The 19,221-nt window shown below is 72.7% G+C and carries 18 protein-coding genes; 7 read left to right on the top strand and 11 right to left on the bottom strand.

Annotated elements, in window-relative coordinates:
- Positions 1–55: 55 nt before the first annotated feature.
- The 6 genes from OG373_RS29290 to OG373_RS29265 form a co-directional block, all read right to left on the bottom strand.
- Positions 56–556, bottom strand: a complete 501-nt coding sequence (locus OG373_RS29290; protein WP_405441316.1) for a GNAT family N-acetyltransferase — start codon at positions 554–556, stop codon at positions 56–58.
- Positions 557–619: 63 nt separating this feature from the next.
- Entirely contained in the window at positions 620–2,068 is a 1,449-nt protein-coding gene (locus tag OG373_RS29285; protein ID WP_405441314.1) for a peptidoglycan D,D-transpeptidase FtsI family protein, read from the bottom strand.
- A 62-nt stretch (positions 2,069–2,130) separates the two neighbouring features.
- Positions 2,131–2,781 carry a response regulator gene (locus OG373_RS29280; protein WP_405444244.1) on the bottom strand — a complete coding sequence of 217 codons (651 nt, stop codon included), beginning with the start codon at positions 2,779–2,781 and terminating at the stop codon, positions 2,131–2,133.
- A 65-nt stretch (positions 2,782–2,846) separates the two neighbouring features.
- Entirely contained in the window at positions 2,847–4,166 is a 1,320-nt protein-coding gene (locus OG373_RS29275; RefSeq protein ID WP_405441312.1) for a sensor histidine kinase, read from the bottom strand.
- Complete coding sequence (locus OG373_RS29270) at positions 4,163–5,152, bottom strand: hypothetical protein (protein WP_405441311.1); 990 nt, start codon at positions 5,150–5,152, stop codon at positions 4,163–4,165. Before OG373_RS29270 ends, OG373_RS29275 begins: the two co-directional genes overlap by 4 nt.
- A 127-nt stretch (positions 5,153–5,279) precedes the next feature.
- Positions 5,280–6,062 carry an IclR family transcriptional regulator gene (locus tag OG373_RS29265; RefSeq protein ID WP_405441310.1) on the bottom strand — a complete coding sequence of 261 codons (783 nt, stop codon included), beginning with the start codon at positions 6,060–6,062 and terminating at the stop codon, positions 5,280–5,282.
- Between the two features lie 127 nt (positions 6,063–6,189).
- Between OG373_RS29265 and OG373_RS29260 the strand changes: the two genes are divergently transcribed.
- The 4 genes from OG373_RS29260 (at position 6,190) to OG373_RS29245 (ending at position 9,636) form a co-directional block, all read left to right on the top strand.
- A complete protein-coding gene (locus OG373_RS29260) occupies positions 6,190–7,713 on the top strand; it encodes an aldehyde dehydrogenase (NADP(+)) (protein ID WP_405441308.1) in 1,524 nt (507 codons plus the stop codon).
- Between the two features lie 62 nt (positions 7,714–7,775).
- Positions 7,776–8,033 (top strand): hypothetical protein, encoded by a 258-nt coding sequence (locus OG373_RS29255; protein ID WP_405441307.1) that lies wholly within the window; start codon positions 7,776–7,778, stop codon positions 8,031–8,033.
- 61 nt (positions 8,034–8,094) lie between these two features.
- Positions 8,095–9,357 carry a TerD family protein gene (locus OG373_RS29250; protein ID WP_405441305.1) on the top strand — a complete coding sequence of 421 codons (1,263 nt, stop codon included), beginning with the start codon at positions 8,095–8,097 and terminating at the stop codon, positions 9,355–9,357.
- A gap of 102 nt (positions 9,358–9,459) precedes the next feature.
- A complete protein-coding gene (locus OG373_RS29245; RefSeq protein ID WP_405441304.1) occupies positions 9,460–9,636 on the top strand; it encodes a hypothetical protein in 177 nt (58 codons plus the stop codon).
- A gap of 31 nt (positions 9,637–9,667) precedes the next feature.
- On the opposite strand, the gene OG373_RS29240 is transcribed toward OG373_RS29245, so the two are convergent.
- The 3 genes from OG373_RS29240 to OG373_RS29230 form a co-directional block, all read right to left on the bottom strand.
- Complete coding sequence (locus OG373_RS29240; protein WP_405441303.1) at positions 9,668–11,107, bottom strand: alkaline phosphatase PhoX; 1,440 nt, start codon at positions 11,105–11,107, stop codon at positions 9,668–9,670.
- Between the two features lie 216 nt (positions 11,108–11,323).
- A complete protein-coding gene (locus OG373_RS29235; protein ID WP_405441302.1) occupies positions 11,324–11,842 on the bottom strand; it encodes a proline dehydrogenase in 519 nt (172 codons plus the stop codon).
- 219 nt (positions 11,843–12,061) lie between these two features.
- Positions 12,062–13,591 (bottom strand): hypothetical protein, encoded by a 1,530-nt coding sequence (locus OG373_RS29230; RefSeq protein ID WP_405441300.1) that lies wholly within the window; start codon positions 13,589–13,591, stop codon positions 12,062–12,064.
- Between the two features lie 443 nt (positions 13,592–14,034).
- On the opposite strand from OG373_RS29230, the gene OG373_RS29225 reads away from it, so the two are divergent.
- The 3 genes from OG373_RS29225 to OG373_RS29215 all read left to right on the top strand — a co-directional run bounded on the left by OG373_RS29225 (position 14,035) and on the right by OG373_RS29215 (position 16,854).
- On the top strand, positions 14,035–15,876 hold the full coding sequence (locus OG373_RS29225) for an endonuclease/exonuclease/phosphatase family protein (RefSeq protein WP_405441299.1): 1,842 nt from the start codon (positions 14,035–14,037) through the stop codon (positions 15,874–15,876).
- Between the two features lie 70 nt (positions 15,877–15,946).
- Positions 15,947–16,456 carry a GNAT family N-acetyltransferase gene (locus tag OG373_RS29220; RefSeq protein ID WP_405441298.1) on the top strand — a complete coding sequence of 170 codons (510 nt, stop codon included), beginning with the start codon at positions 15,947–15,949 and terminating at the stop codon, positions 16,454–16,456.
- 137 nt (positions 16,457–16,593) lie between these two features.
- Positions 16,594–16,854, top strand: a complete 261-nt coding sequence (locus OG373_RS29215) for a hypothetical protein (protein WP_405441297.1) — start codon at positions 16,594–16,596, stop codon at positions 16,852–16,854.
- A gap of 106 nt (positions 16,855–16,960) precedes the next feature.
- On the opposite strand, the gene dapD is transcribed toward OG373_RS29215, so the two are convergent.
- Together dapD and OG373_RS29205 are read right to left on the bottom strand one after the other, a co-directional pair.
- Positions 16,961–17,941, bottom strand: a complete 981-nt coding sequence (gene dapD / locus OG373_RS29210) for a 2,3,4,5-tetrahydropyridine-2,6-dicarboxylate N-succinyltransferase (protein ID WP_405441296.1) — start codon at positions 17,939–17,941, stop codon at positions 16,961–16,963.
- Between the two features lie 9 nt (positions 17,942–17,950).
- Complete coding sequence (locus tag OG373_RS29205; RefSeq protein ID WP_405444243.1) at positions 17,951–19,198, bottom strand: MFS transporter; 1,248 nt, start codon at positions 19,196–19,198, stop codon at positions 17,951–17,953.
- Positions 19,199–19,221: the final 23 nt, after the last annotated feature.

Genomic DNA, 19,221 nt, shown 5'->3' with positions numbered 1-19,221 from the left:
TCCGGGTTCGGACGGGGTTGAAACGGTTTGTGGTTCAACCACCCGTCCGACCGTCTCATTCCCCGGACGAGGCCGGTACCGGTCCCACCTCCAGCCAGAGGGTGCGGTGACTGCCCGAGCGGGGGGCCGAGGGGTCCACGAGCCAGCCCTGGGCGGCGTAGAACGCCTGGGCGCGCAGGTTGTGCTCGTAGACCTCCAGGCGGACCCGGCCGATTCCGGCCCGGCGCCAGATCTCCAGGCAGGCGGTGTGCAGCGCCGCCCCGGTGCCGCGGCGCCAGTGCACCGGGTCGACGTGGAGCTGGGTGAGGGTGGTCTCGCCGTCCTCCGTGCGGTACGCGGCGACCCCGGTGAGCTCGCCGTCCTGCTCGGCACAGAGCACCCCGCCCTCGGCGGGGTCCCGGGCTATGGCATTCGCCCAGCCCTCCCGGGTCCGTTGGAGCTCGGCGTCACCCAGGTAGGCCTCCTCGGGGATGTGGCCCTCGTAGTAGGTGGCGCGGGCCCTGGAGTGCAGGGCGGCGATCGCGGCGAGGTCGGCGGTGCGTGCAGTTCTGATCATGGGAAAGAAAACGCGCCGGGACCCTGGGCGGTTCCCGGCGCGTCGGCCCTGCGGCCCGCGTGACTACTTCTTCAGCCACGCCTCCATCATCTTCTGGGCGATGGGGGCGGCCAGCCTGCCGCCGCCGATCTCGGACCGGTCGGTGTCGGAGTTCTCGATCACCACGGCCACCGCGATCTGCTTGCCGTTCAGCTTGCCGTACGAGGTGAACCAGGCCAGCGGAGCGAGGCTGTTGTTGACACCGCGCTGGGCGGTACCCGTCTTGCCGCCCACCTCGGCACCCGACACCTGGGCCGGCTTGCCGCCGCCCTCGGTGGCGACCGTACGCATGGCGTCGCGGATCATGGAGGCGGTCTTCTCGTTCATGACCTGCTGGGACTTCGGGTCCTTGAAGCTCTCCAGCACGTTGCCGCCCGCGTCGGAGACCTCGGAGACCATGTGCGGGGCGACGAGCCTGCCGCCGTTCTCGATGGCGGCCGTCACCATCGCCATCTGGAGCGGGGTGGCCTGGACGTCGAACTGGCCGATGCCGGTCTGCGCGACCTGGTCGATCGACATCTTCTTCGACGGGTACTTGCTCGGCGGGTTGGTGCGGACCGGAGTGTCGATCTGCACGTTGAAGCCGAGTTTCTCGGCCGTTGCCCGCATCTTGTCCTGGCCCAGCTTGGAGGCGAGCTCGGCGAAGACGTTGTTGCAGGACAGCCGCAGGGCGGTGCGCACCGACACGTTGTTGCAGGCCGCGGAGCCCGCCTCGCTGGGCAGCAGGGTGCGGGTGCCGGGGATCGTGTACGGGTCGGCGATGCCGGTCTGCCGGTCGATGTCGGTGACGAGGCCGTTCTCGATCGCCGCGGCGAGGGTGACCAGCTTGAAGGTGGAGCCGGGGGCCTGGGGCTTGCGCAGCGCCACGTTCTCCAGGGCCTTGCCCTTGTCGGCGGAGAGCTCGGTCCAGGCCTTCTCGTCGTTGGCGCCGGCGATGGTGCCCGGGTCGAAGGAGGGGTTGTTGACCACGGCGAGGATCTCGCCGGTCTTCGGGTCCATGGCGACGGCCGCGCCCTGCTTGCCCTGGAGCGCGTCGTAGGCGGCCTTCTGGACGTCCTTGTCGATGGTGGTCAGGACGTTGCCGGGGGCGGCCCGCTTGTTGGTGAGCATGTCCATCACGGTCTTCAGCCGGCTGTCGGAACCGTTGAGGACGTTTCTGTAGATGCCCTCCAGCATGGTGGTGCCGTAGGCCTGGGAGCTGTAGCCGGTGACGGGCGCGTAGAGGGGGCCGTCGACGTACGTCCGCTTGTAGCCGAAGTCCTTTCCGCCCGTCTTCACCGAGCCGGTGATCGCCTCCCCGCCCACGATGATGTTGCCCAGCGGGTTCTCGTACTGCCCGATGAGATTCCGGCGGTTGTGCTTGTCGTCTGCGAGGGCCTGGCCTTGGTATGCCTGCACCCAGGTGACGCGGACCAGCAGGGCCAGCACCAGGAGCAGACAGAAGACCGACGCACGCCTGATCGTCTTGTTCATCCCCCAGAAGGACGTCCCAGCGGTCCCGGCCGTTCCGCTCTGCCCCGATTGTGGCGGGGTTCTCAGCTTTTCTTCATGATGAAGCCTCCCTCGTAGGCCGCGATGACCGCCTGGGTGCGGTCGCGGGAGCCCGTCTTCGTGAGGACCGACGCGACGTGCGTCTTGACGGTCTGCGGCCCGACGCCGAGGCGCTCGCTCATCTCGTGGTTGGACAGCCCGGTGGCCATCAGGCGCAGGACGTCGGCCTCGCGGTCGGTCAGGCGGGCCACCCAGGGCGCGTGCGCGGGCGGGGCGCCGGCCGTGCGGGCGGCTGCGAGGGAGCGGACGGCCGCCGGGAAGAGCAGGGAGTCGCCGCGGGCGACGAGCCGGACCGCGCCGATCAGCTCGTCGGGGTCGGCCCGCTTGAGGAGGAAGCCGACGGCTCCCGCGCGCAGCGCGTCATAGACGTAGTCGTCGTTCTCGAAGGTGGTGACGACCACGATCCGGGGCGGCTCGGCCATGGTGGCGAGGATCTGCTCGGTGGCGCGGATGCCGTCGATCTCGGGCATCCGGACGTCCATCAGCACCACGTCGGGGGCGAGCGCGCGGACCAGTCCGACCGCCTCGGCCCCGGTGGCCGCCTCGCCGACGACCTCCAGATCGGCTTCGGCCTCCAGGATGACCCGCAGCGCGGTGCGGACCATCCGCTCGTCGTCGCAGAGCACGATGCGCAGCGGCGGCCGGCCCGCAGGGACGGTCCCCGCCCCCGCCCCTGCCCCGGCCCCGGCCCCGGCCCCGGTCAGCGGTCGTCCCCGGTGAGCGGGAGGACGGCCCGCAGGCGCCAACCGTCCCCGTGCGGGCCCGCCTCGACGCTGCCGCCGAGCAGCGCGGCCCGTTCGGCGGCGCCGCGCAGTCCGCGGCCCCCGCCGGTGCGGGGCTCCCGGTCGCCGCCGGGGGCGGCGGGCGGATTGATCACGGTGATCTCCAGTTCACGGTATGCGGTGTCGGTGTCGGTGTCGGTGTCGGTGTCGGAGCCGACATCAGGATGGGAGCCGGCCCGTACGCGGATCCGCAGATCCACCGGGCCCACCCCGTGGCGCAGGGCGTTGCTGAGGCCCTCCTGGACGATCCGGTACGCCTCGCGGGAGGCGATCGCCGGCAGGGCGGCCCAGTCCCCGGCCCGGCCGGGGTCCTCGTGCGCGGTGACGGTGGTGCCGCCGGCCCGGGTGCGGGCCAGCAACCCGGCGAGGTCGGTGGCGAGGGTCGGGGCGGGGGCGGCGTCCGGCCGGGCCGGGTCCCCGTCCCGCAGCAGGCCCAGTACGGCGTCCAGCTCGCCCACCGTCCGCCGGGTGGTGTCCTCGATCGCGGCGAGCGCCTCCCGTACGAACTCGGGATCGCGCTCCAGCATCCGCCGGGCGGCGGCCGCCTGGAGGGTGACGGCGCTCAGCGCGTGCCCGACCGCGTCGTGCAGTTCCCGGGCCAGCCGGTTGCGCACTGCCAGGTCGGCGGCCCGCTCCTCGGCCGCGGCCAGCCGGTCCGCCGGCGTCGGCCCGAGCAGCACGGGCGCCGTCCGGGCCAGCAGCTGCCCGGCCCCGGCGGCGCACAGGGCCAGCCCGGCCAGCAGACCGATCCCGACCAGGGGGGCGGCGTACGGGTTGGTGTCGGTGGCGAACCAGCCGTACCCCAACCGGACGTCCCGCAGCCGGCCCACGACCGGCACCGCGATCAGCGCGACCGCCATGGGCGGCACCGCGAGGGTCATACCGCTGATCAGCGCTCCGGTCCCCAGGTGCAGGGTCCACCAGGCCGACGCCCGCCCCCGCGCGGCCCAGGACCTCGCCGGCCCGTCGGCCAAACCCTCCCCCGGCACCCCGCACATGGCCCGGACAGCGACCACCGACATCGGACGGACCGGCCCGAACAGCGCCGTGGCGGCGACGAGGGGCAGGGAGAGGGCGTAGGCGAGGAAGCTGAGCGGGGCGGAGTCGAGGGCATTGACCCCGCCCGCGACGACACCGACCACCACCTGCGCGAGCAGGAAGTACGGCATCAGCAGGGCGCCGCCGAGTATCAGGTGCACCCAGCGCCACCCGGCCCGCGCCCCCAGCAGCCGGTTCATGCCGGGCGGCGGGCCGTGAGGAAGCGCAGGAGGACGGTGCCGGCGAGCAATCCCGTGATCATCTGGCCAGCGTAGATCAACAACGTTGCGGCGGGAGGTCCTTCGCCTCCGTCCAACTGCGGTCCCAGCGCGGCGATCGTCATCCAGGCCCCCCAGCTCAGCGTGGCCGCCCCGCCGATCCAGGCGAGGCCGAGCGGCCACCGCGCCGGGATCGTCCCGCCACGGGCCAGGAGCAGGGCCCCCGCTCCGGCGACGAGCGCGCATATCGCGTCGACCGCGGTCACCACGGCCCTGTCCACGGACTGATCTGCCGTCCCGGCGCCGAGACCGGCGGTACCACCGAAGGTCCAGTACCCGTACACCACCGCGACCGCCAGGCCGACGGCCGCCGCGGCTGCCGCCACCACCCCCGTGGACGGCGGCAGCCGCTTCCCCGTCACGCCCTGCCACCGCCGCCCCCAGCGCTCCCGCGCATAGGGCACGAACAGCCCGGCCAGGGCGAGTCCTTGGACCATGAATCCGGTGTAGACGACCATGAACACCCAGGAGTCCAGGAAGGGCTCGCGCGCCGCCTCCACCACGGGATCCGACCCGAATCCGACCGCCCGCAGGAGCAGTTGGCCGGGGAACGCGAAGAAGATCGGGGTCAGCAGACCGGTGGCCACGAAGACCGGGACGGTCAGCAGCCAGCCGGGCACCCGTATGCCCCAGGGCCTGGTGAGCAGCAGCGCGAGCAGGATCACGCAGGCGTCCATGGCCAGCGTGATCGAATTGGCCGCCAAGAAGAACGGACCCGGCTCCCGCAGCACACTTCCCTCGGGTATCCCGAGGTGACTCCCGGCCAGCCAGGCCGTTTTGAGCCCCACGTACGGCACGGTGGCGACCACGGCCACCGCCCGCAGGATCCGCCGCCCGGCCCCCGGGCGGGAGGGCGACGGCCGTTTCGCGCCCGTCACCCCACTCGTCTGCACCTCTCGCGTGTTCATGACTCAACGGTCGCGGCTGCGCAGCCCCGCCGCCTCCCCCTTGATGGGGAACCGCCTCCCCCACGCGGGGGAGGCCCTACCCGCCTCACCCCCGGCGCCCCTCCCGAGGCCCCGCACCCGCACCGCCTCACATACGGCGCGTGACCACCGACAGCCGGTCCCGCGCCTCGAACAGCGCCGCCTTGATGACCTGCTCGTGCGCCCCCGTCAGCCGGGCCACCGGCACCGAGCAGCTCACCGCGTCCCGCGCCGGCGTCCGGTACGGGACGGCCACCCCGAAGCAGCGCAGCCCGAGCGTGTTCTCCTCCCGGTCGACCGCGTACCCCTGCTCCCGCACCAGCGCCAGTTCCTCGATGAGCTGCTCCCGGTCGGTGACGGTGTGTTCGGTGACGGCCTCCAACCGCCGCGGCAGCAGCCCCCGTACCTCCGCGTCCGTGTGCGTCGCCAGCAGCGCCTTGCCCAGCGCCGTCGAGTGCACGGGCAGCCGCCGCCCGACCCGGGTGAAGGGCCGCAGGTAGTGCTGGGACTGCCGGGTGGCGAGGTAGACCACGCTCGTCCCGTCCAGCCGGGCCAGGTGGATGGTCTCCGTCGTGTCGTCGGAGAGCCGGTCCAGGGTGGGCCGGGCGGCCGCGACGACCTCGTCGCCGTCGATGTACGAGCTGCCGACCAGCAGGGCCCGTACGCCGATGCCGTACCGCGTGCCGGTCGCGTCCGTCTCCACCCACCCCAGATTCACCAGCGTGCGCAGCAGCATGTAGAGGCTGGACTTGGGCAGGGAGAGGTCGCTCTGGATGTCGGCCAGGCTGTGCAGCCCCGGGCGCGCCGCGAAGTGCTCCAGCAGGAGAACGGTCCGCACCGCCGATTTGACCGGCGCCGCCTGGGCCGGAATCCCCGACTCGGCCGTCGTCATACGCCTGCTCCCCCTCTGGTCGCCTCTTGTCACGCCGAGGACGCGGAAATAGAGTCCACAGCAGATGTGATCATTCATCCACCGGAACAGCGTTCAGAATACTGAACGATCCAGGAGGCAGCGGGCCATGACAACGACACCAGTCTGGAGTGTGGACCCCCGCACCGGGAAGCAGCGCGAACAGGTTGCGGTGGAGGCCACACCCCAAGAGGTGGACGAAGCCGTACGGGCCGCCCACGCCGCCCGTGGCCCGCTCGCCGATGCCACCGTCCGCGCCGCCTTCCTGCGCGCCGCCGCCGCGCTGCTCGACGAGGCGGCCGCCCACGTCATCGAGGCCGCCGACGCCGAGACCGCGCTCGGCCCGGGCCGGCTCACCGGCGAACTGGCCCGCACCACCGGCCAGCTGCGCGCCTTCGCCGACGCCGTGGACGCCGGGGCCTACCTCGACATCCGGATCGACCGCGCCGACCCCGCCCTCAGCCCGCCGCGCCCCGAACTGCGCCGCTACAAGGTCCCGCTCGGCGTGGTCGCGGTCTACGCCGCCTCCAACTTCCCGCTCGCCTTCTCCGTCCCCGGCGGCGACACCGCGAGCGCGCTCGCCGCCGGCTGCCCCGTGGTCGTCAAGGCGCACCCCGACCACCCCGCCACCTCCGAGCTGTGCGCCTCGCTGCTGCGCCGGGCCGCGGTCGCCACCGGGCTGCCGGCCGAAGTGGTGAGCGTGGTCCACGGGTTCGACGCCGGCCTGGAGCTGATCCGCCATCCGCTGGTGGCGGCCGCCGGGTTCACCGGTTCCATCCGGGGCGGGCGGGCCCTGTTCGACGCGGCCGCCGCGCGGCCCGTGCCCATCCCCTTCCACGGCGAACTGGGCTCCCTCAACCCCGTCGTGGTCACCCCGGCCGCCGCCGCCGAACGCGCCGAGGAGATCGGGTCCGGGCTCGCCGGCTCGGTCACCCTCGGCGTCGGCCAGTTCTGCGTGAAGCCCGGCCTGGTGCTGGTCCCCGAGGGCCCGGACGGAGACCGGGTCACACGCGAGCTCACCAAGGCGCTCGGCGAGACCGAGCCGGGGGTGCTCCTCGACCACCGGATGCGGGAGAACTTCGTCACCGGCGTACGCGAGCGGGCCGCACTGCCCGGCGTCGGCGCCCCCGTCACCCCCGGATCCGGCGGAGAGCACACGGTCGGTGCGGGCTACCTGACCGTAGGGGCCGAGAACCTCCTGGAGGGCGGCGCGTACGACCTCCTCCTGGAGGAGTGCTTCGGTCCGGTCACCGTCGTCGTGCGGTACGCCGACCAGGGCGAGGCGGGCGCGGTCCTCGGGCGCCTCGGCGGCAACCTGAGCGCCACCCTCCAGCTGTCGGCCGCCGAGACCGAGGGCGCGCCGGGGCCGGCGACCGAGCTGATCGGGCAGGTCACGGGGCTGGCGGGCCGGATCGTCGTCAACGGCTGGCCGACGGGGGTCGCGGTGGCCCCGGCCCAGCACCACGGCGGCCCCTACCCGGCAGCCACCTCGCACTCCACCTCGGTGGGCGGCACCGCGATCGAGCGCTGGCTGCGGCCGGTGGCCTACCAGTCCGTACCGGACGCCCTCCTGCCGGCCGAGCTGCGCGAGGCCAATCCGCTGGGGCTGCCGCGCCAGGTCACCGGGGGCTGAACAGTCACGGTGCCGGGCGCCACGGCGTCCCGGCACCGCGGTGTCCCGGCAGGCTCCGCCGCATGCCGAAGCCGCAGGGGTTCACGTACCAACGCCACCGGGACGACTCCGTCGTCATCACCCACCGGGGCCGCACCGCGGCCGTCCTGCGGGGAGACCGGGCCGAGAAGTTCCTCGCCGAGGTGGAGTCCGGCCACGCGCAGCCGGTGACGGCCCGCCGGACGGGCGCGTACAAGTTCGGCAACGAGCGCCTCGCCCGCAGCCACCCGCGCAACCGGCGGCGCGCACAGGCGCACCGCCAACCGCGTGATCAGCGCTGAATATCCCGAATATCCCGCGAGGGTAAGGGAACGGCAAAGCCCCTCCGGTCGTTCTCCGGGCATGACCGCTATGACCCCTGGATCCAACCTGCCGCTCAATGCCGTCCGCGTGACGGTCGACGTGGCTGCGCCGGTACGGCTCGACGTATCGGCCCTGCTCCTCACGGCGGACGGCAAGGTGCGCTCCGACGCCGACTTCATCTTCTTCAACCAGCCCACCGGGCCCGGTGTCGGCTACCGGTCCGGCGGCGGTTCGACGCCGGACTCGATCACCGTGGACACCGGCGCGGTGCCCCCGGGCATCGAGCGGATCGTGGTCACGGCCAGCCCCGACGCCGCCGGGCAGACCTTCCAGGGCATCGAGCCCACCGCCACCGTGCGCAACGCCGACGGCGGCGCGGTGATCGCCGCCTTCACCCCGCCGCAGCTGGGCACGGAGACCGCGCTCGTCGTCGTCGAGATCTACGTGCGCGGCGGCGTGTGGAAGGTGCGCGCGGTCGGCCAGGGGTATGCGAACGGCCTCGCGGGCATCGCCACCGACTTCGGGGTCTCCGTGGAGGAGGAGCCCGCGCCGCCCCAGGCCGTGGCCCCGCCCGCGGCCCCGGTGGCCCCGGCGCCGCCCGCACCCCCGGCCGCGCCGGCCTCGTACCCGGCCTCCCCCTGGCTCGGCGGCCCCACGACGCCGGCGGCTCCCGCGCCGGCCCCGGCCGCGCCCGCCGCACCCCCGGCCGCCGCGCCCGGCGCCGGAAAGATCAACCTCGACAAGGGCCGGGTCAGCCTCCAGAAGAACCAGACCGTCTCCCTGGTCAAGGGCGGCCGCCCGCTGCTCTCCCAGGTCAAGATGGGCCTCGGCTGGGAGCCCGCGTTCCGCGGCAAGGACATCGACCTCGATGCCTCCGTCATCGCATACGGTCCCCAGCGCAACCACATCGACAGCTGCTACTTCGGCAAGCTGTCCATCCTCGGCGGCGCCATCAAGCACTCCGGTGACAACCTCACCGGTGAGGGCGCGGGTGACGACGAGGTGATCGTCGTGGACCTCGGCCGGATCCCCGCCGACGCCACCGGCCTGGTCTTCACGGTCAACTCCTTCTCCGGCCAGAAGTTCACCGAAGTGGCCAAGGCCTACTGCCGGCTGATCGACGCGGCGAGCGGCGAGGAGCTGGTGCGCTTCGACCTGACGGGCGCCGAGCCCCAGACCGGAGTGATGATGGCCAAGCTGATCAAGCAGTTCTCCGGCGAGTGGGAGATGACTGCCATGGGTGACTTTGTGAAGTCGCGCACAGTGCGCGGCATGGTGAAGCCCGCCGCGCAGGCACTCTGAGCAGGTGGGCGGGCACATACGGCCGCCGCCACGGATTGCGGGTGATGGATGCCACGCGTAATCCGTAGGTGGCTGTCAGTGCCCGCCCGTAGCCTTGGAAGCATGCACGAGACCTTCACACCCGCGGGGCCCGCCCGCCCGTCCGCCGCCGAGGCGAACGAGGCGATACGGCACCTTGTGGAGACCCGGGTGGACGGCGACTGGCCCTCGGAGGCGTACGAGTTCCTCCTCGCCGAGTGGGCCGAGGCCTCCCGCGCGGAGGTTTCCCCGGCCCAGTGAGGCGCGGGCCTCGGGCGTAGCAGCGCAGCCGTCAGTGCGCGCGCCGCCACGGCCCGGTGATGGCCAGCATGATGCCCGGGTCCTGGATGTTGGCGTACAGCGTGCGCCCGTCCGGGGAGAAGCAGACGCCCGTGAATTCGGAGTACTCCGGCTCCTCGGCCGACCCGTTGTTCAGCTCGTTGCGCGCCAGCGGGTAGGTGCGGCCCGACACCGTCGCGCCGAACAGGTGCTGCAGTCCCGAGCCGTCCTCCGCGATGATCAGGCCGCCGTACGGGGACACGGTGATGTTGTCGGGGCCGTCGTAGCCCCCGTCCACGGACGGGTCGGCGTTGACCCCGATGAGGACGGTGAGCCGGACCGTGCGCCGCTTGGGGTCGTAGAACCAGACCTGGCCGTCGTGGGCCGCGCCCGGGCTCTCCTCACGGGCGTAGGAGGAGACGAAGTACGCGCCGCCGTCCGCCCACCACATGCCCTCCAGCTTGCGCCCGCGCGTCACCACTCCGTCCGCGAACTGCTTGCGCACCGGCACGGTCCGGGCGTCGCGGTCGGTCACGTCCACCCAGTCGACGCCGTAGACGGTGCCGATCCTCGTGGCGCGCGAGAGGTCGTCGACGAACCGGCCGGAGCTGTCGATGCACTTGGCCGCCTGGAGCACACCGGCGTCGGCCGCGAGCGTACGGAGCCTGCCGCGCCCGTGGCGGAAGCCGCTGGGCGGGGTCCAGCGGTAGAGCAGCCCGTTGGGGCCGGAGGCGTCCTCGGTCAGGTAGGCGTGGCCCTGGCGCGGGTCGATGACCACGGCCTCGTGGTCGTAGCGCCCGAAAGCCTTGATCGGCCGCGGGTCGCGGTTGGCTCGCCGGTCGTGCGGGTCGACCTCGAAGACGTAGCCGTGGTCCTTGGTCATGCCGTTCTTGCCGGCGAGGTCCGAATTCTCCTCGCAGGTCAGCCAGGTGTCCCAGGGGGTCGCGCCGCCCGCGCAGTTGGTCGACGTACCGGCGATGCCCACCCATTCGGCGACCTCGCCGCCGCGACGGACCTCGACGACCGTGCAGCCGCCGGCCGCGGCCGGGTCGTAGACCAGGCCCTCGGTGAGCGGGACGGGGTGGGCCCAGCCCTCGCGCCTGCCCTTGAGCTCGTGGTTGTTGACGAGGAGGGTGACTCCGCGATGTCCCTCGAAGGCGGCGGTCCCGTCGTGGTTGGACGGGGTGCTCTCGCCGGAGTCCAGCTTGGTGACGCCGCTGTGCGTGATCACGCGGTACGTGAACCCTGCGGGGAGGGCGAGGATTTTGTTCGGGTCCGGCACGAGGGGGCCGTAGCCGGGCTCGCAGGGCCGGCCGTGCTCGTCGCGGGCCGTGCCGTCCTCGGCGGCGAGGGCCCCGGGGGCGGTGGCGAGGGCTCCGACCGTTCCGGTGAGCGCGACTCCCGCGCCGGCGATGACGGTGCGAGCGGTGAAGTCTCTACGGCTGAGCGGCATCGGTGCTCCAGGGGTGGGGAGGTGGTGCGCCTGTCGTGCGGTCGTCGGCGCACACGCTCTCGCCCGCACGTGAACGGCGGCTGAACTACCCACCAAGAGGAACCGACCCCTTGCCCTACCCCGGAATGGCCAACTCCGCCCCCAGGAACGGCGCATTGTCGCCACCCTCCCCGGAGCCCCGGGTTCCGCGGGTCCCCCGGACGGAGGGTCTGCGCGTCAGTCGGTCCTGCCGATGGCTCCGCGGGCCGCGAGGCGGAAGTCCTTGACCGCTCGGTAGAGGACTCGCTGTCGTTCGGCGGCGAGGGCGGTGTCCTCGGCCTTGCGCGTGGTGTCTCCGGCGCGGGCGTCCTCGGCCATCCGTCGCATGACGCGCGCGAGATCGCCGGAGGCATGGGTGACGCGTTCGGCGGCCTCCGCGAGGGGGGCGGGCCCTTCGAGGATGACGATTTCGGCGGCGCGGTGGACCTCGCGGGCCAGCGTGACGAAGCGGCCCGTCTTCTCGTCGAGGTCGGGCAGGTCGGGTGCGTCCGCACGCAGCGCGTCGAGTACGGCGTCCATGGCGATGTCGCGGTCGTGGAGCGCGCCGAGGTAGCCGGCGTATGCGTCGCGGCGGTGCTGGCGGCTCCACTGGGCGTGCTGGGACCGTGCCTGCACACGGCCGTTCACGATCGCGGCACCGAGCGTGGTGGCGGATCCGACGGCGGCGCCCAGCAGTGCGGCAAGTCCTGAGTCCATGGCGCCCATTGTGTCTGCCGGGGATCTCGGGCCGACTGCTGGGCCGGGGCCCCGGCCGGGTCGTCTCTTTCGGATCCTGTCGGCCGAGCCCGCGGCGTCCGGTGCCGTGCCCGGCAAGGCGGAGGTGCGCCCGTGTACTGGACGTACTCGGGCGCCCCGACAACACGGCCGGGCGCGGTGCCGGGCGCCGCCGGCCCGGCAGGATCCGAAAGAGACGACCTAGGCCGGGCGGCGGGAGCGGGCCTTGAACGCGGCCTTGCGGGCCTCCTTCGCCGCCTTCCGGTCCGGGTGCAGCCGGCCCATCGCCTCCAGGACGTACACCGTCGCCGGGTGCTCCACCCGCCACACCTGCTCGAAGAACCCCGTGTGATGGGCGGTCAGGGTCTCCATCAGGAGCGGCAGCTCCTCCGTCTCCCCGTCCGCGGCGAGCTGCGCCGCGATCGTGTCGACGGTCAGCCAGAACACCATCTCCTGGTCCGGCGCCGGTACGTCGCTCACCCCGCGCTCCGCCAGCCAGACCCTGGCCAGCCCGCCCAGCTCCGGGTCGTCCAGCACCGAGCGCACCGCGGGCTCCGCCTCCGGTCCGGCCGGCGCCAGGGCCTGCTGGCAGCGCAGGCGGCGCAGCGGGCCGCCCTCGTCGTCCCCGCGGGCGGCGGCCAGCAGTTCGGCGGCCGCGGCGAGCTGTTCCCGGCCCGCCAGCCACTGCTCGATCTCGGCCTGGGCCGCGTTCTCGGAGTAGAGGGAGACGGCGTCGAGCAATACGTCGGCGCCCTTCTCGGCCAGTTCGCCGACAGCGGGGGCGTCCACCCCGGCCTCCAGCATCCGGGCCCTGATCCCGTACAGGCCGAGCGGGGTCAGGCGGACCATCCCGTAGCGGGAGACGTCCTCGTCGTCCACCTCGCCGGTACCGCCCGTGCCGCCGGCACCGCCGCCGGTCTCCGGGTCGAGGGAGCCGTCGACCTCCGCCATCAGCTCCTCGTCCACGGGCCGGAACTGCACCAGTCCGATCGGCTCCAGCTGCCGGAACTGGTCGTCGAGGCGCATCATCGCGTCCGAGACCTGCTCCAGCACGGCATCGGTCGGCTCACCCATGTCGTCGGGCACGACCATCGACGCGGCGAGCACCGGCAGCGGAATCGGCCCCTCCGGGGCTCCGCCCTCGGTGACGGTGAGCAGGTAGAGGTTGGCGAGGACCCCGTCGAGGAAGTCCGCCTCGCGCCCCGGGTTCCAGTCCAGCCGGTCGAAGTCGATCTCGCCGCCCGCGTCCAGCGCGTCGACGAGGTCGTCCAGGTCGGGCACGGCCGCGTCGGCGAGCACGGTGTCCAGGGCCGCCAGCCAGAGGTCGAGTACGTCGCCGGGCGCACCGCTCGTCACGAGCGCGAGGTCCTCACCGGGCGCGGCCGTCCCGAACCGCTCCTCCCCGCCGTCCGCACCGTCCGCGTCGCTCTCGTTGCCGTCGTCCTCCGGCTCGGTCACGTCCACCAGTCCGGTGTCCACGGCCACGCGCCAGGCCTGGCTCGCGTACCCGGCGCAGTCCGCGTCGGCGGCGTCCAGACCCAGCACCGCGGCGGCCTCGGGCAGCTGGTCGCGGGCGAGCTCTCCGCCGACACCCACGCGGGTGTCGGGTCCGGCCCAGCGGGCGAGCCGAACGGCGCGCGCGAACAGCGGGGCTCCGAGGGCGTCGCCGGCCAGTTCCGCATCGGAGTGCAGCCGGACCGGCGGCAGCGTGGGGTGCGAGTCTGCGGACATGGGGCGGTTTCTCCTCGCGGACGCGGTGGGACGGGCTGGGAAGGGACCTGGCGGGGGGTGGGACGGGACCTGGCGGGGGTGGGACGGGGGCCGATCGGGGTGTGGCGTTGGTGACACGGGGCCGTGCGGCGGCCGGACCGTCAGGTGCGCCCGGATTTCGATGACATGGCCGACATGACGGGTGGTGCGGGCATGCCGGATGTGGCGCAGATGACAGATGTGCCTCCGTACGGCGCTCCAGCGTAGACGCATTTCGGGCGCCTCCGGCGGGTCATCCCCTTTGGTTCATCCCACAGTCAGCTGTCGTATTCCCTGGAGGGCTTGACAACTTTGCTGGCCACACAGGAAATTGACGCGCGTAGATGTATCGGGAGCGGCACGTCACCCGCAGATCTCACTGCCGCGCCCCCTCCTTCCCCTCTCCCACACCGGAGTTCCTGCCCATGCGCTCCTCGCATCCCCGTTCCGCCGCCGTCGCGGCCCTCGTCGCCACCGCACTGGCCACCGGCCTGCTCGCGGGCTCCGCCGACGCGGCCGAAGGCGCCGTGTCCGCCGATCCGATACGCATCCACGACATTCAGGGCACCACCCGGATATCCCCGCTCAACGGCAAGCAGGTCACCGATGTCGAGGGCATCGTGACGGGCGTCCGTACGTACGGCTCGCGCGGCTTCTGGATCCAGGACCCGGACGCCGACGACAACGACGCCACCAGCGAGGGCGTCTTCGTCTTCACCAACTCGGTCCCGACCGTCGCCGTGGGCGACGCGGTCAAGGTCTCCGGCACCGTCGGTGAGTACATCCCCGGCGGTCTGAACTCCGGCAACCAGTCGGTCACCCAGATCTCCAAGCCGACGGTGACCGTGGCCTCCTCCGGCAACGCGCTGCCCGAGGCCACCGCGGTCAACGAGTACACGGTGCCCGCCGAGTACACCCCGGCCGGTGACCCGGCCGCCGGCGGCAGCATCAACGGTCTGACCCTGGAGCCCTCGCGCTACGCCCTGGACCACTACGAGTCGCTGGAGGGCATGAACGTCAAGATCGGCACCTCCCGCGTGGTCGGCGCCACCGACCCGTACTCGGAGCTGTGGGTCACGGTGAAGGGCTGGGAGAACACCGCCAAGCGCGGTGGCACCGTCTACGGCTCCTACGAGTCCCAGAACACCGGCCGCCTCCAGATCCAGCAGCTCGCGCCCGTCGCGCAGCAGCCCTTCCCGGTGGCCAACGTCGGCGACAAGCTGACCGGCACCACCGAAGGCCCGCTGGACTTCAACCAGTTCGGCGGCTACACGCTGGTGGCCCGTACCCTCGGCACCGTCAAGGCGGGCACCCTCGCCCCCGAGAAGACCAAGCCGCAGGTCGAGCAGGAGCTCGCGGTGGCCACGTACAACGTCGAGAACCTCGACCCGACCGACCCGCAGGAGAAGTTCGACGCGCTGGCGAAGGCCGTCGTCGAGAACCTGGCCACCCCCGACATCCTCGCCCTGGAGGAGATCCAGGACGACAACGGCGCCAAGAACGACGGCACCGTCTCGGCCGAGCAGACCCTCACCAAGTTCACCGCGGCCATCTCGGCCGCCGGCGGCCCGGCCTACCAGTGGCGGACCGTCAACCCGGAGGACAAGAAGGACGGCGGCGAGCCCGGCGGCAACATCCGCCAGGTGTTCCTCTTCAACCCGGCGCGGGTCTCCTTCACCGAGCGCGCCCCGGGTGACGCGGTGACCGCGACCGGCGTGACCAAGGTGAACGGCAAGGCCGCCCTGACCCACTCCCCCGGCCGCATCGACCCCGCCAACCCGGCGTGGGCGGACAGCCGCAAGCCGCTCGCCGGTGAGTTCGTCTTCCGCGGCAAGACGGTCTTCGTGATCGCCAACCACTTCGGCTCCAAGGGCGGCGACGAGGGCCTGACCTCGCACCACCAGCCGCCGGTCCGCTCCTCGGAGGCCAAGCGACTGCTGCAGGCGCAGGCCGTGAACGGCTTCGTGAAGCAGATCCTGGCGGAGGAGAAGAACGCCAACGTCCTGGTCCTCGGCGACATCAACGACTTCGAGTTCTCGGCGACGACGGACGCGCTGGCGGACGGCGGCGCGCTGTACCCGGCGATCAAGTCGCTGCCGAAGGCGGAGCGGTACTCGTACGTCTACCAGGGCAACGCGCAGGTGCTGGACCAGATCCTGACCAGCCCGGCGATCAAGAAGTTCACGTACGACAGCGTGCACATCAACGCGGAGTTCGCGGCGCAGAACAGCGACCACGACCCGCAGGTGATCCGCTTCCGCCCGTAGCACCCAGGGGCTCGAAGCCGCAGGGGGTCCGACCGCCGTCCGGGCCGGACCCCCTGCCACAATTCCGGCCATGATCTTCCGTGAGGCCACGCGCCAGGACCTGCCCGCCGTACTCGCCCTGCTCGCGGACGAGGAGTCGGTCGTCAACCCGGCCTCGATCGTGGTCGGCGAGGCGCACGAGCGTGCCTTCGCCGCGATCACGGCGGACCCGCGCAACGAGATGCTGATCCTCACGGACGGGGCGGACAGGGCGGGCGGGGCGGAGGGAACGGGCCGGGCGGACGGCGCCGTCGGCGCCGGCGGGGTCGTCCTCGGCTGCCTCCAGCTGACGTACATCCCGGGCCTGGGCCAGAACGGACTGGAGCGGGCGCTGGTGGAAGCCGTACGGATCCGGGCGGACCGGCGAGGCGCCGGACTCGGCGCCGAGCTGATGCGGCTGGCCGCCGAGCGGGCCCGCGAGCGCGGCTGCGGCCTGATCCAGCTGACCAGCAGCAAGCGGCGGACGGCCGCACACCGGTTCTACGAGCGGCTGGGCTTCGCCCGCAGCCACGAGGGCTTCAAGCTGCACCTCGCGCCGTAACGGGCCCCTCTCGGGCAAGGTGGGGCCTTTCGGCCCTGGTGTGACGCTCGGCACATCCCTACCGAATCGACCGGTTGTGGTGTTGAGTATTTTCACGCCCGATCTTGTACCGGCTCGTACCGACCGCACTTCGGAGGATGCTCGTGATCCCCTCCATCTCCCTCGCTCAGGAAATCGGCCTCGCCGTCCTGCTCGTGGCCGCGATCGTCTGGGTCACCGGCCTCGGTCACATGCGGCGGGACAGCCGCTTCCACCAGCCGGAGCCCGCGGCCGCCGAGGGCCTTCCGATGATTCCGGCCCAGCGCGGCTCTGCCGCGCACCCGCTGGAGTCGGTGGAACTGACGGAGGCGGAGAAGCAGGCCTTCGCCGGCCTGGTCCGCACGATCCCCCTGAACTGACCGCGTCGAGGGCCTCGGCACCTTGACGGGCGGCGCCCCGCGGACCGGGGAGCGCGAAGAGCGCCCTCCCCTGCCGCGGGAGGACGCTCTTCGACGCGGTGCGGCGTCAGTTGTGGCTGTGCAGGACCTCGTTCAGGCCGCCCCAGGCCGCCTTGTACGGGCGGGCCTCGACGGCGCCGGTGACCGAGTTGCGGCGGAAGAGGATGTTGTTGGCGCCGGACAGCTCCAGCGCCTTGACGATCTGGCCGTCCGGCAGCGTCACGCGGGTGCCCGCGGTCACGTAGAGGCCGGCCTCGACGACGCACTCGTCGCCCAGTGCGATGCCCACGCCCGCCTCGGCGCCGATCAGGGTGCGCGCGCCGATCGAGATGATCTGCTTGCCGCCGCCCGAGAGGGTGCCCATGGTGGAGGCGCCGCCGCCGATGTCGGAGCCGTCGCCGACCACGACGCCCGCGGAGATGCGGCCCTCGACCATGGAGGTGCCGAGGGTGCCGGCGTTGAAGTTGACGAAGCCCTCGTGCATGACGGTGGTGCCCTCGGCGAGGTGCGCGCCGAGGCGGACGCGGTCCGCGTCGGCGATGCGCACGCCCTTGGGGGCGACGTAGTCCGTCATCCGCGGGAACTTGTCGATCGAGGTGACCTGGAGGTGCAGGCCCTCGGCGCGCGCGTTGAGGCGGACGGTCTCGACCTGGTCGACCGCGACCGGGCCCAGCGAGGTCCAGGCGACGTTGGTCAGCAGGCCGAAGACGCCGTCGAGGTTCTGGCCGTGCGGCTTGACCAGGCGGTGGCTCAGCAGGTGCAGGCGCAGGTACGCGTCGTGCGCGTCCAGCGGCTTGTCCTCCAGGGAGGAGATCACCGTGCGGACGGCTACGACCTCGACGCCTCGGACCGCGTCCGTGCGGATCGCCTTGGCCGCGGCGGAGCCGAGCAGCTCCACGGCCCGGTCGGCGGTGAGGCGCTCGGTACCGGCCGGGCCGGGCTCGGCGACCAGCTCGGGGGCGGGGAACCAGGTGTCGAGGACGGTGCCGTCGGCGGTGATGGTGGCAAGTCCGGCGGCGACGGCGCCGGTGGTACGCGTAGCAGTCATATCCGAAACCTAACCGGCGACCGCCTTCGGTTGCGAACCGGTCTCATGTGCCGGTCGCACGGGTCGCGCCGCCCGCCGGGCCTGCCGCGCGTACGCCCCCAGCAACGTGGCGCCCGCGCCCGCCGCCAGCACCGCGCACAGCGGCCACAGCAGCCCGGGCGCGGCGGAGTACAGGGCTCCGCCGATCGGCGGCCCGAGGACGACCCCGCTGACCGACACGCCCGCGTACAGGCTCTGGAACCGTCCGATGGCACGCTCGGGCGCCTGGTCGGCCATGTAGGCCGTGGCGGTGGTCTTGTAGAGGATCTCGCCGAGGCTCAGCAGGATCATCATCGCCACGGCGCTCCCGATCCCGGCCCCGAGCAACAGCGCCGCGTACCCGGCCCCGACGAGCACCATCCCGGTGCCGATGACCGGCAGGGCCGGCCGCTCGCGCAGGGCTACGGCGGCGGGCAGTTCCAGCAGCAGGATCACCCCTCCGTTCAGGGCGATGACGAGCCCGAAGACGCGCGCGTCCAGGCCGTGGTCGGCGAGGAAGGCCGGGAAGGTGGAGTACTGCTGGCGGTAGACGACGTCGGTCACCAGGATCGCGCCGAGCAGCACCAGCACGGCGGGGCGGGCGCGCAGTTCGCGCCAAAGGCTCTGTTCGCCGTGGCCCGGACCCCCGTCCTGGGCCACGGCGGGTACGCGGGAAACGCCGCGGGCCGGGACGACCCGCGCGGTCCAGACGGCGAAGAGGAGCGTGCCGATGCCGTCGCCGACGAAGAGCCAGTCGTAGGAGAGGCCGGTGGCGACCAGGGCGCCCAGCGGCGGCCCGAGGGTGAATCCTCCGTTGGAGACGCAGCGTACGAGGGCGAAGGCCTGGCGGCGGGCCCCCTCCGGGACGGCGACCGCGACCAGCGCGGAGTTGGCGGCCCGGATCACGCCGGAGGCGTACTGGGCCACCGGCAGGGCCGCGTACAGCAGCGGGGTGGGCAGCAGCGGGAGCGCCACCAGGGCGATGCCGCCGAGGGTGGCGGCGGTGAGCAGCACCCGGCGGTGTCCGAAGCGGTCGCCGTACCAGCCGCCGGTGAAGTTGCCGGCGATCAACCCGACGCCGCCGATGCCGACGACCAGGCCCGCCTGGGCGGCCCCGAGGCCGCGCGGACCGGTCAGGTACAGGAAGACGAAGACGAAGGTGAAGCTGACGACGGCGTTGACGAAGACCCCCGCAGCCAGCAGCCACACAACCCTCGGTATGTCCTTGAACCCCTGCAGCACACCCGTGTCCCCCTACATCC

It is taken from the genome of Streptomyces avidinii, assembly GCF_045161815.1.
Classification (GTDB): domain Bacteria; phylum Actinomycetota; class Actinomycetes; order Streptomycetales; family Streptomycetaceae; genus Streptomyces; species Streptomyces avidinii.
Note: the sequence above shows the minus strand (reverse complement) of the source record. Positions and strands in the feature narration are given on the sequence as shown.

Excerpts from the sequence above, each read along its gene's own strand:
- OG373_RS29290 (WP_405441316.1), bottom strand. The coding sequence starts at position 556 with ATGATCAGAACTGCACGCACCGCCGACCTCGCCGCGATCGCCGCCCTG.
- OG373_RS29285 (WP_405441314.1), bottom strand. The coding sequence starts at position 2,068 with ATGAACAAGACGATCAGGCGTGCGTCGGTCTTCTGTCTGCTCCTGGTG.
- OG373_RS29275 (WP_405441312.1), bottom strand. The coding sequence starts at position 4,166 with ATGAACCGGCTGCTGGGGGCGCGGGCCGGGTGGCGCTGGGTGCACCTG.
- OG373_RS29270 (WP_405441311.1), bottom strand. The coding sequence starts at position 5,152 with ATGAACACGCGAGAGGTGCAGACGAGTGGGGTGACGGGCGCGAAACGG.
- OG373_RS29265 (WP_405441310.1), bottom strand. The coding sequence starts at position 6,062 with ATGACGACGGCCGAGTCGGGGATTCCGGCCCAGGCGGCGCCGGTCAAA.
- OG373_RS29260 (WP_405441308.1), top strand. The coding sequence starts at position 6,190 with ATGACAACGACACCAGTCTGGAGTGTGGACCCCCGCACCGGGAAGCAG.
- OG373_RS29255 (WP_405441307.1), top strand. The coding sequence starts at position 7,776 with ATGCCGAAGCCGCAGGGGTTCACGTACCAACGCCACCGGGACGACTCC.
- OG373_RS29250 (WP_405441305.1), top strand. The coding sequence starts at position 8,095 with ATGACCGCTATGACCCCTGGATCCAACCTGCCGCTCAATGCCGTCCGC.
- OG373_RS29245 (WP_405441304.1), top strand. The coding sequence starts at position 9,460 with ATGCACGAGACCTTCACACCCGCGGGGCCCGCCCGCCCGTCCGCCGCC.
- OG373_RS29240 (WP_405441303.1), bottom strand. The coding sequence starts at position 11,107 with ATGCCGCTCAGCCGTAGAGACTTCACCGCTCGCACCGTCATCGCCGGC.
- OG373_RS29235 (WP_405441302.1), bottom strand. The coding sequence starts at position 11,842 with ATGGACTCAGGACTTGCCGCACTGCTGGGCGCCGCCGTCGGATCCGCC.
- OG373_RS29230 (WP_405441300.1), bottom strand. The coding sequence starts at position 13,591 with ATGTCCGCAGACTCGCACCCCACGCTGCCGCCGGTCCGGCTGCACTCC.
- OG373_RS29225 (WP_405441299.1), top strand. The coding sequence starts at position 14,035 with ATGCGCTCCTCGCATCCCCGTTCCGCCGCCGTCGCGGCCCTCGTCGCC.
- OG373_RS29220 (WP_405441298.1), top strand. The coding sequence starts at position 15,947 with ATGATCTTCCGTGAGGCCACGCGCCAGGACCTGCCCGCCGTACTCGCC.
- OG373_RS29215 (WP_405441297.1), top strand. The coding sequence starts at position 16,594 with ATGCTCGTGATCCCCTCCATCTCCCTCGCTCAGGAAATCGGCCTCGCC.
- dapD (WP_405441296.1), bottom strand. The coding sequence starts at position 17,941 with ATGACTGCTACGCGTACCACCGGCGCCGTCGCCGCCGGACTTGCCACC.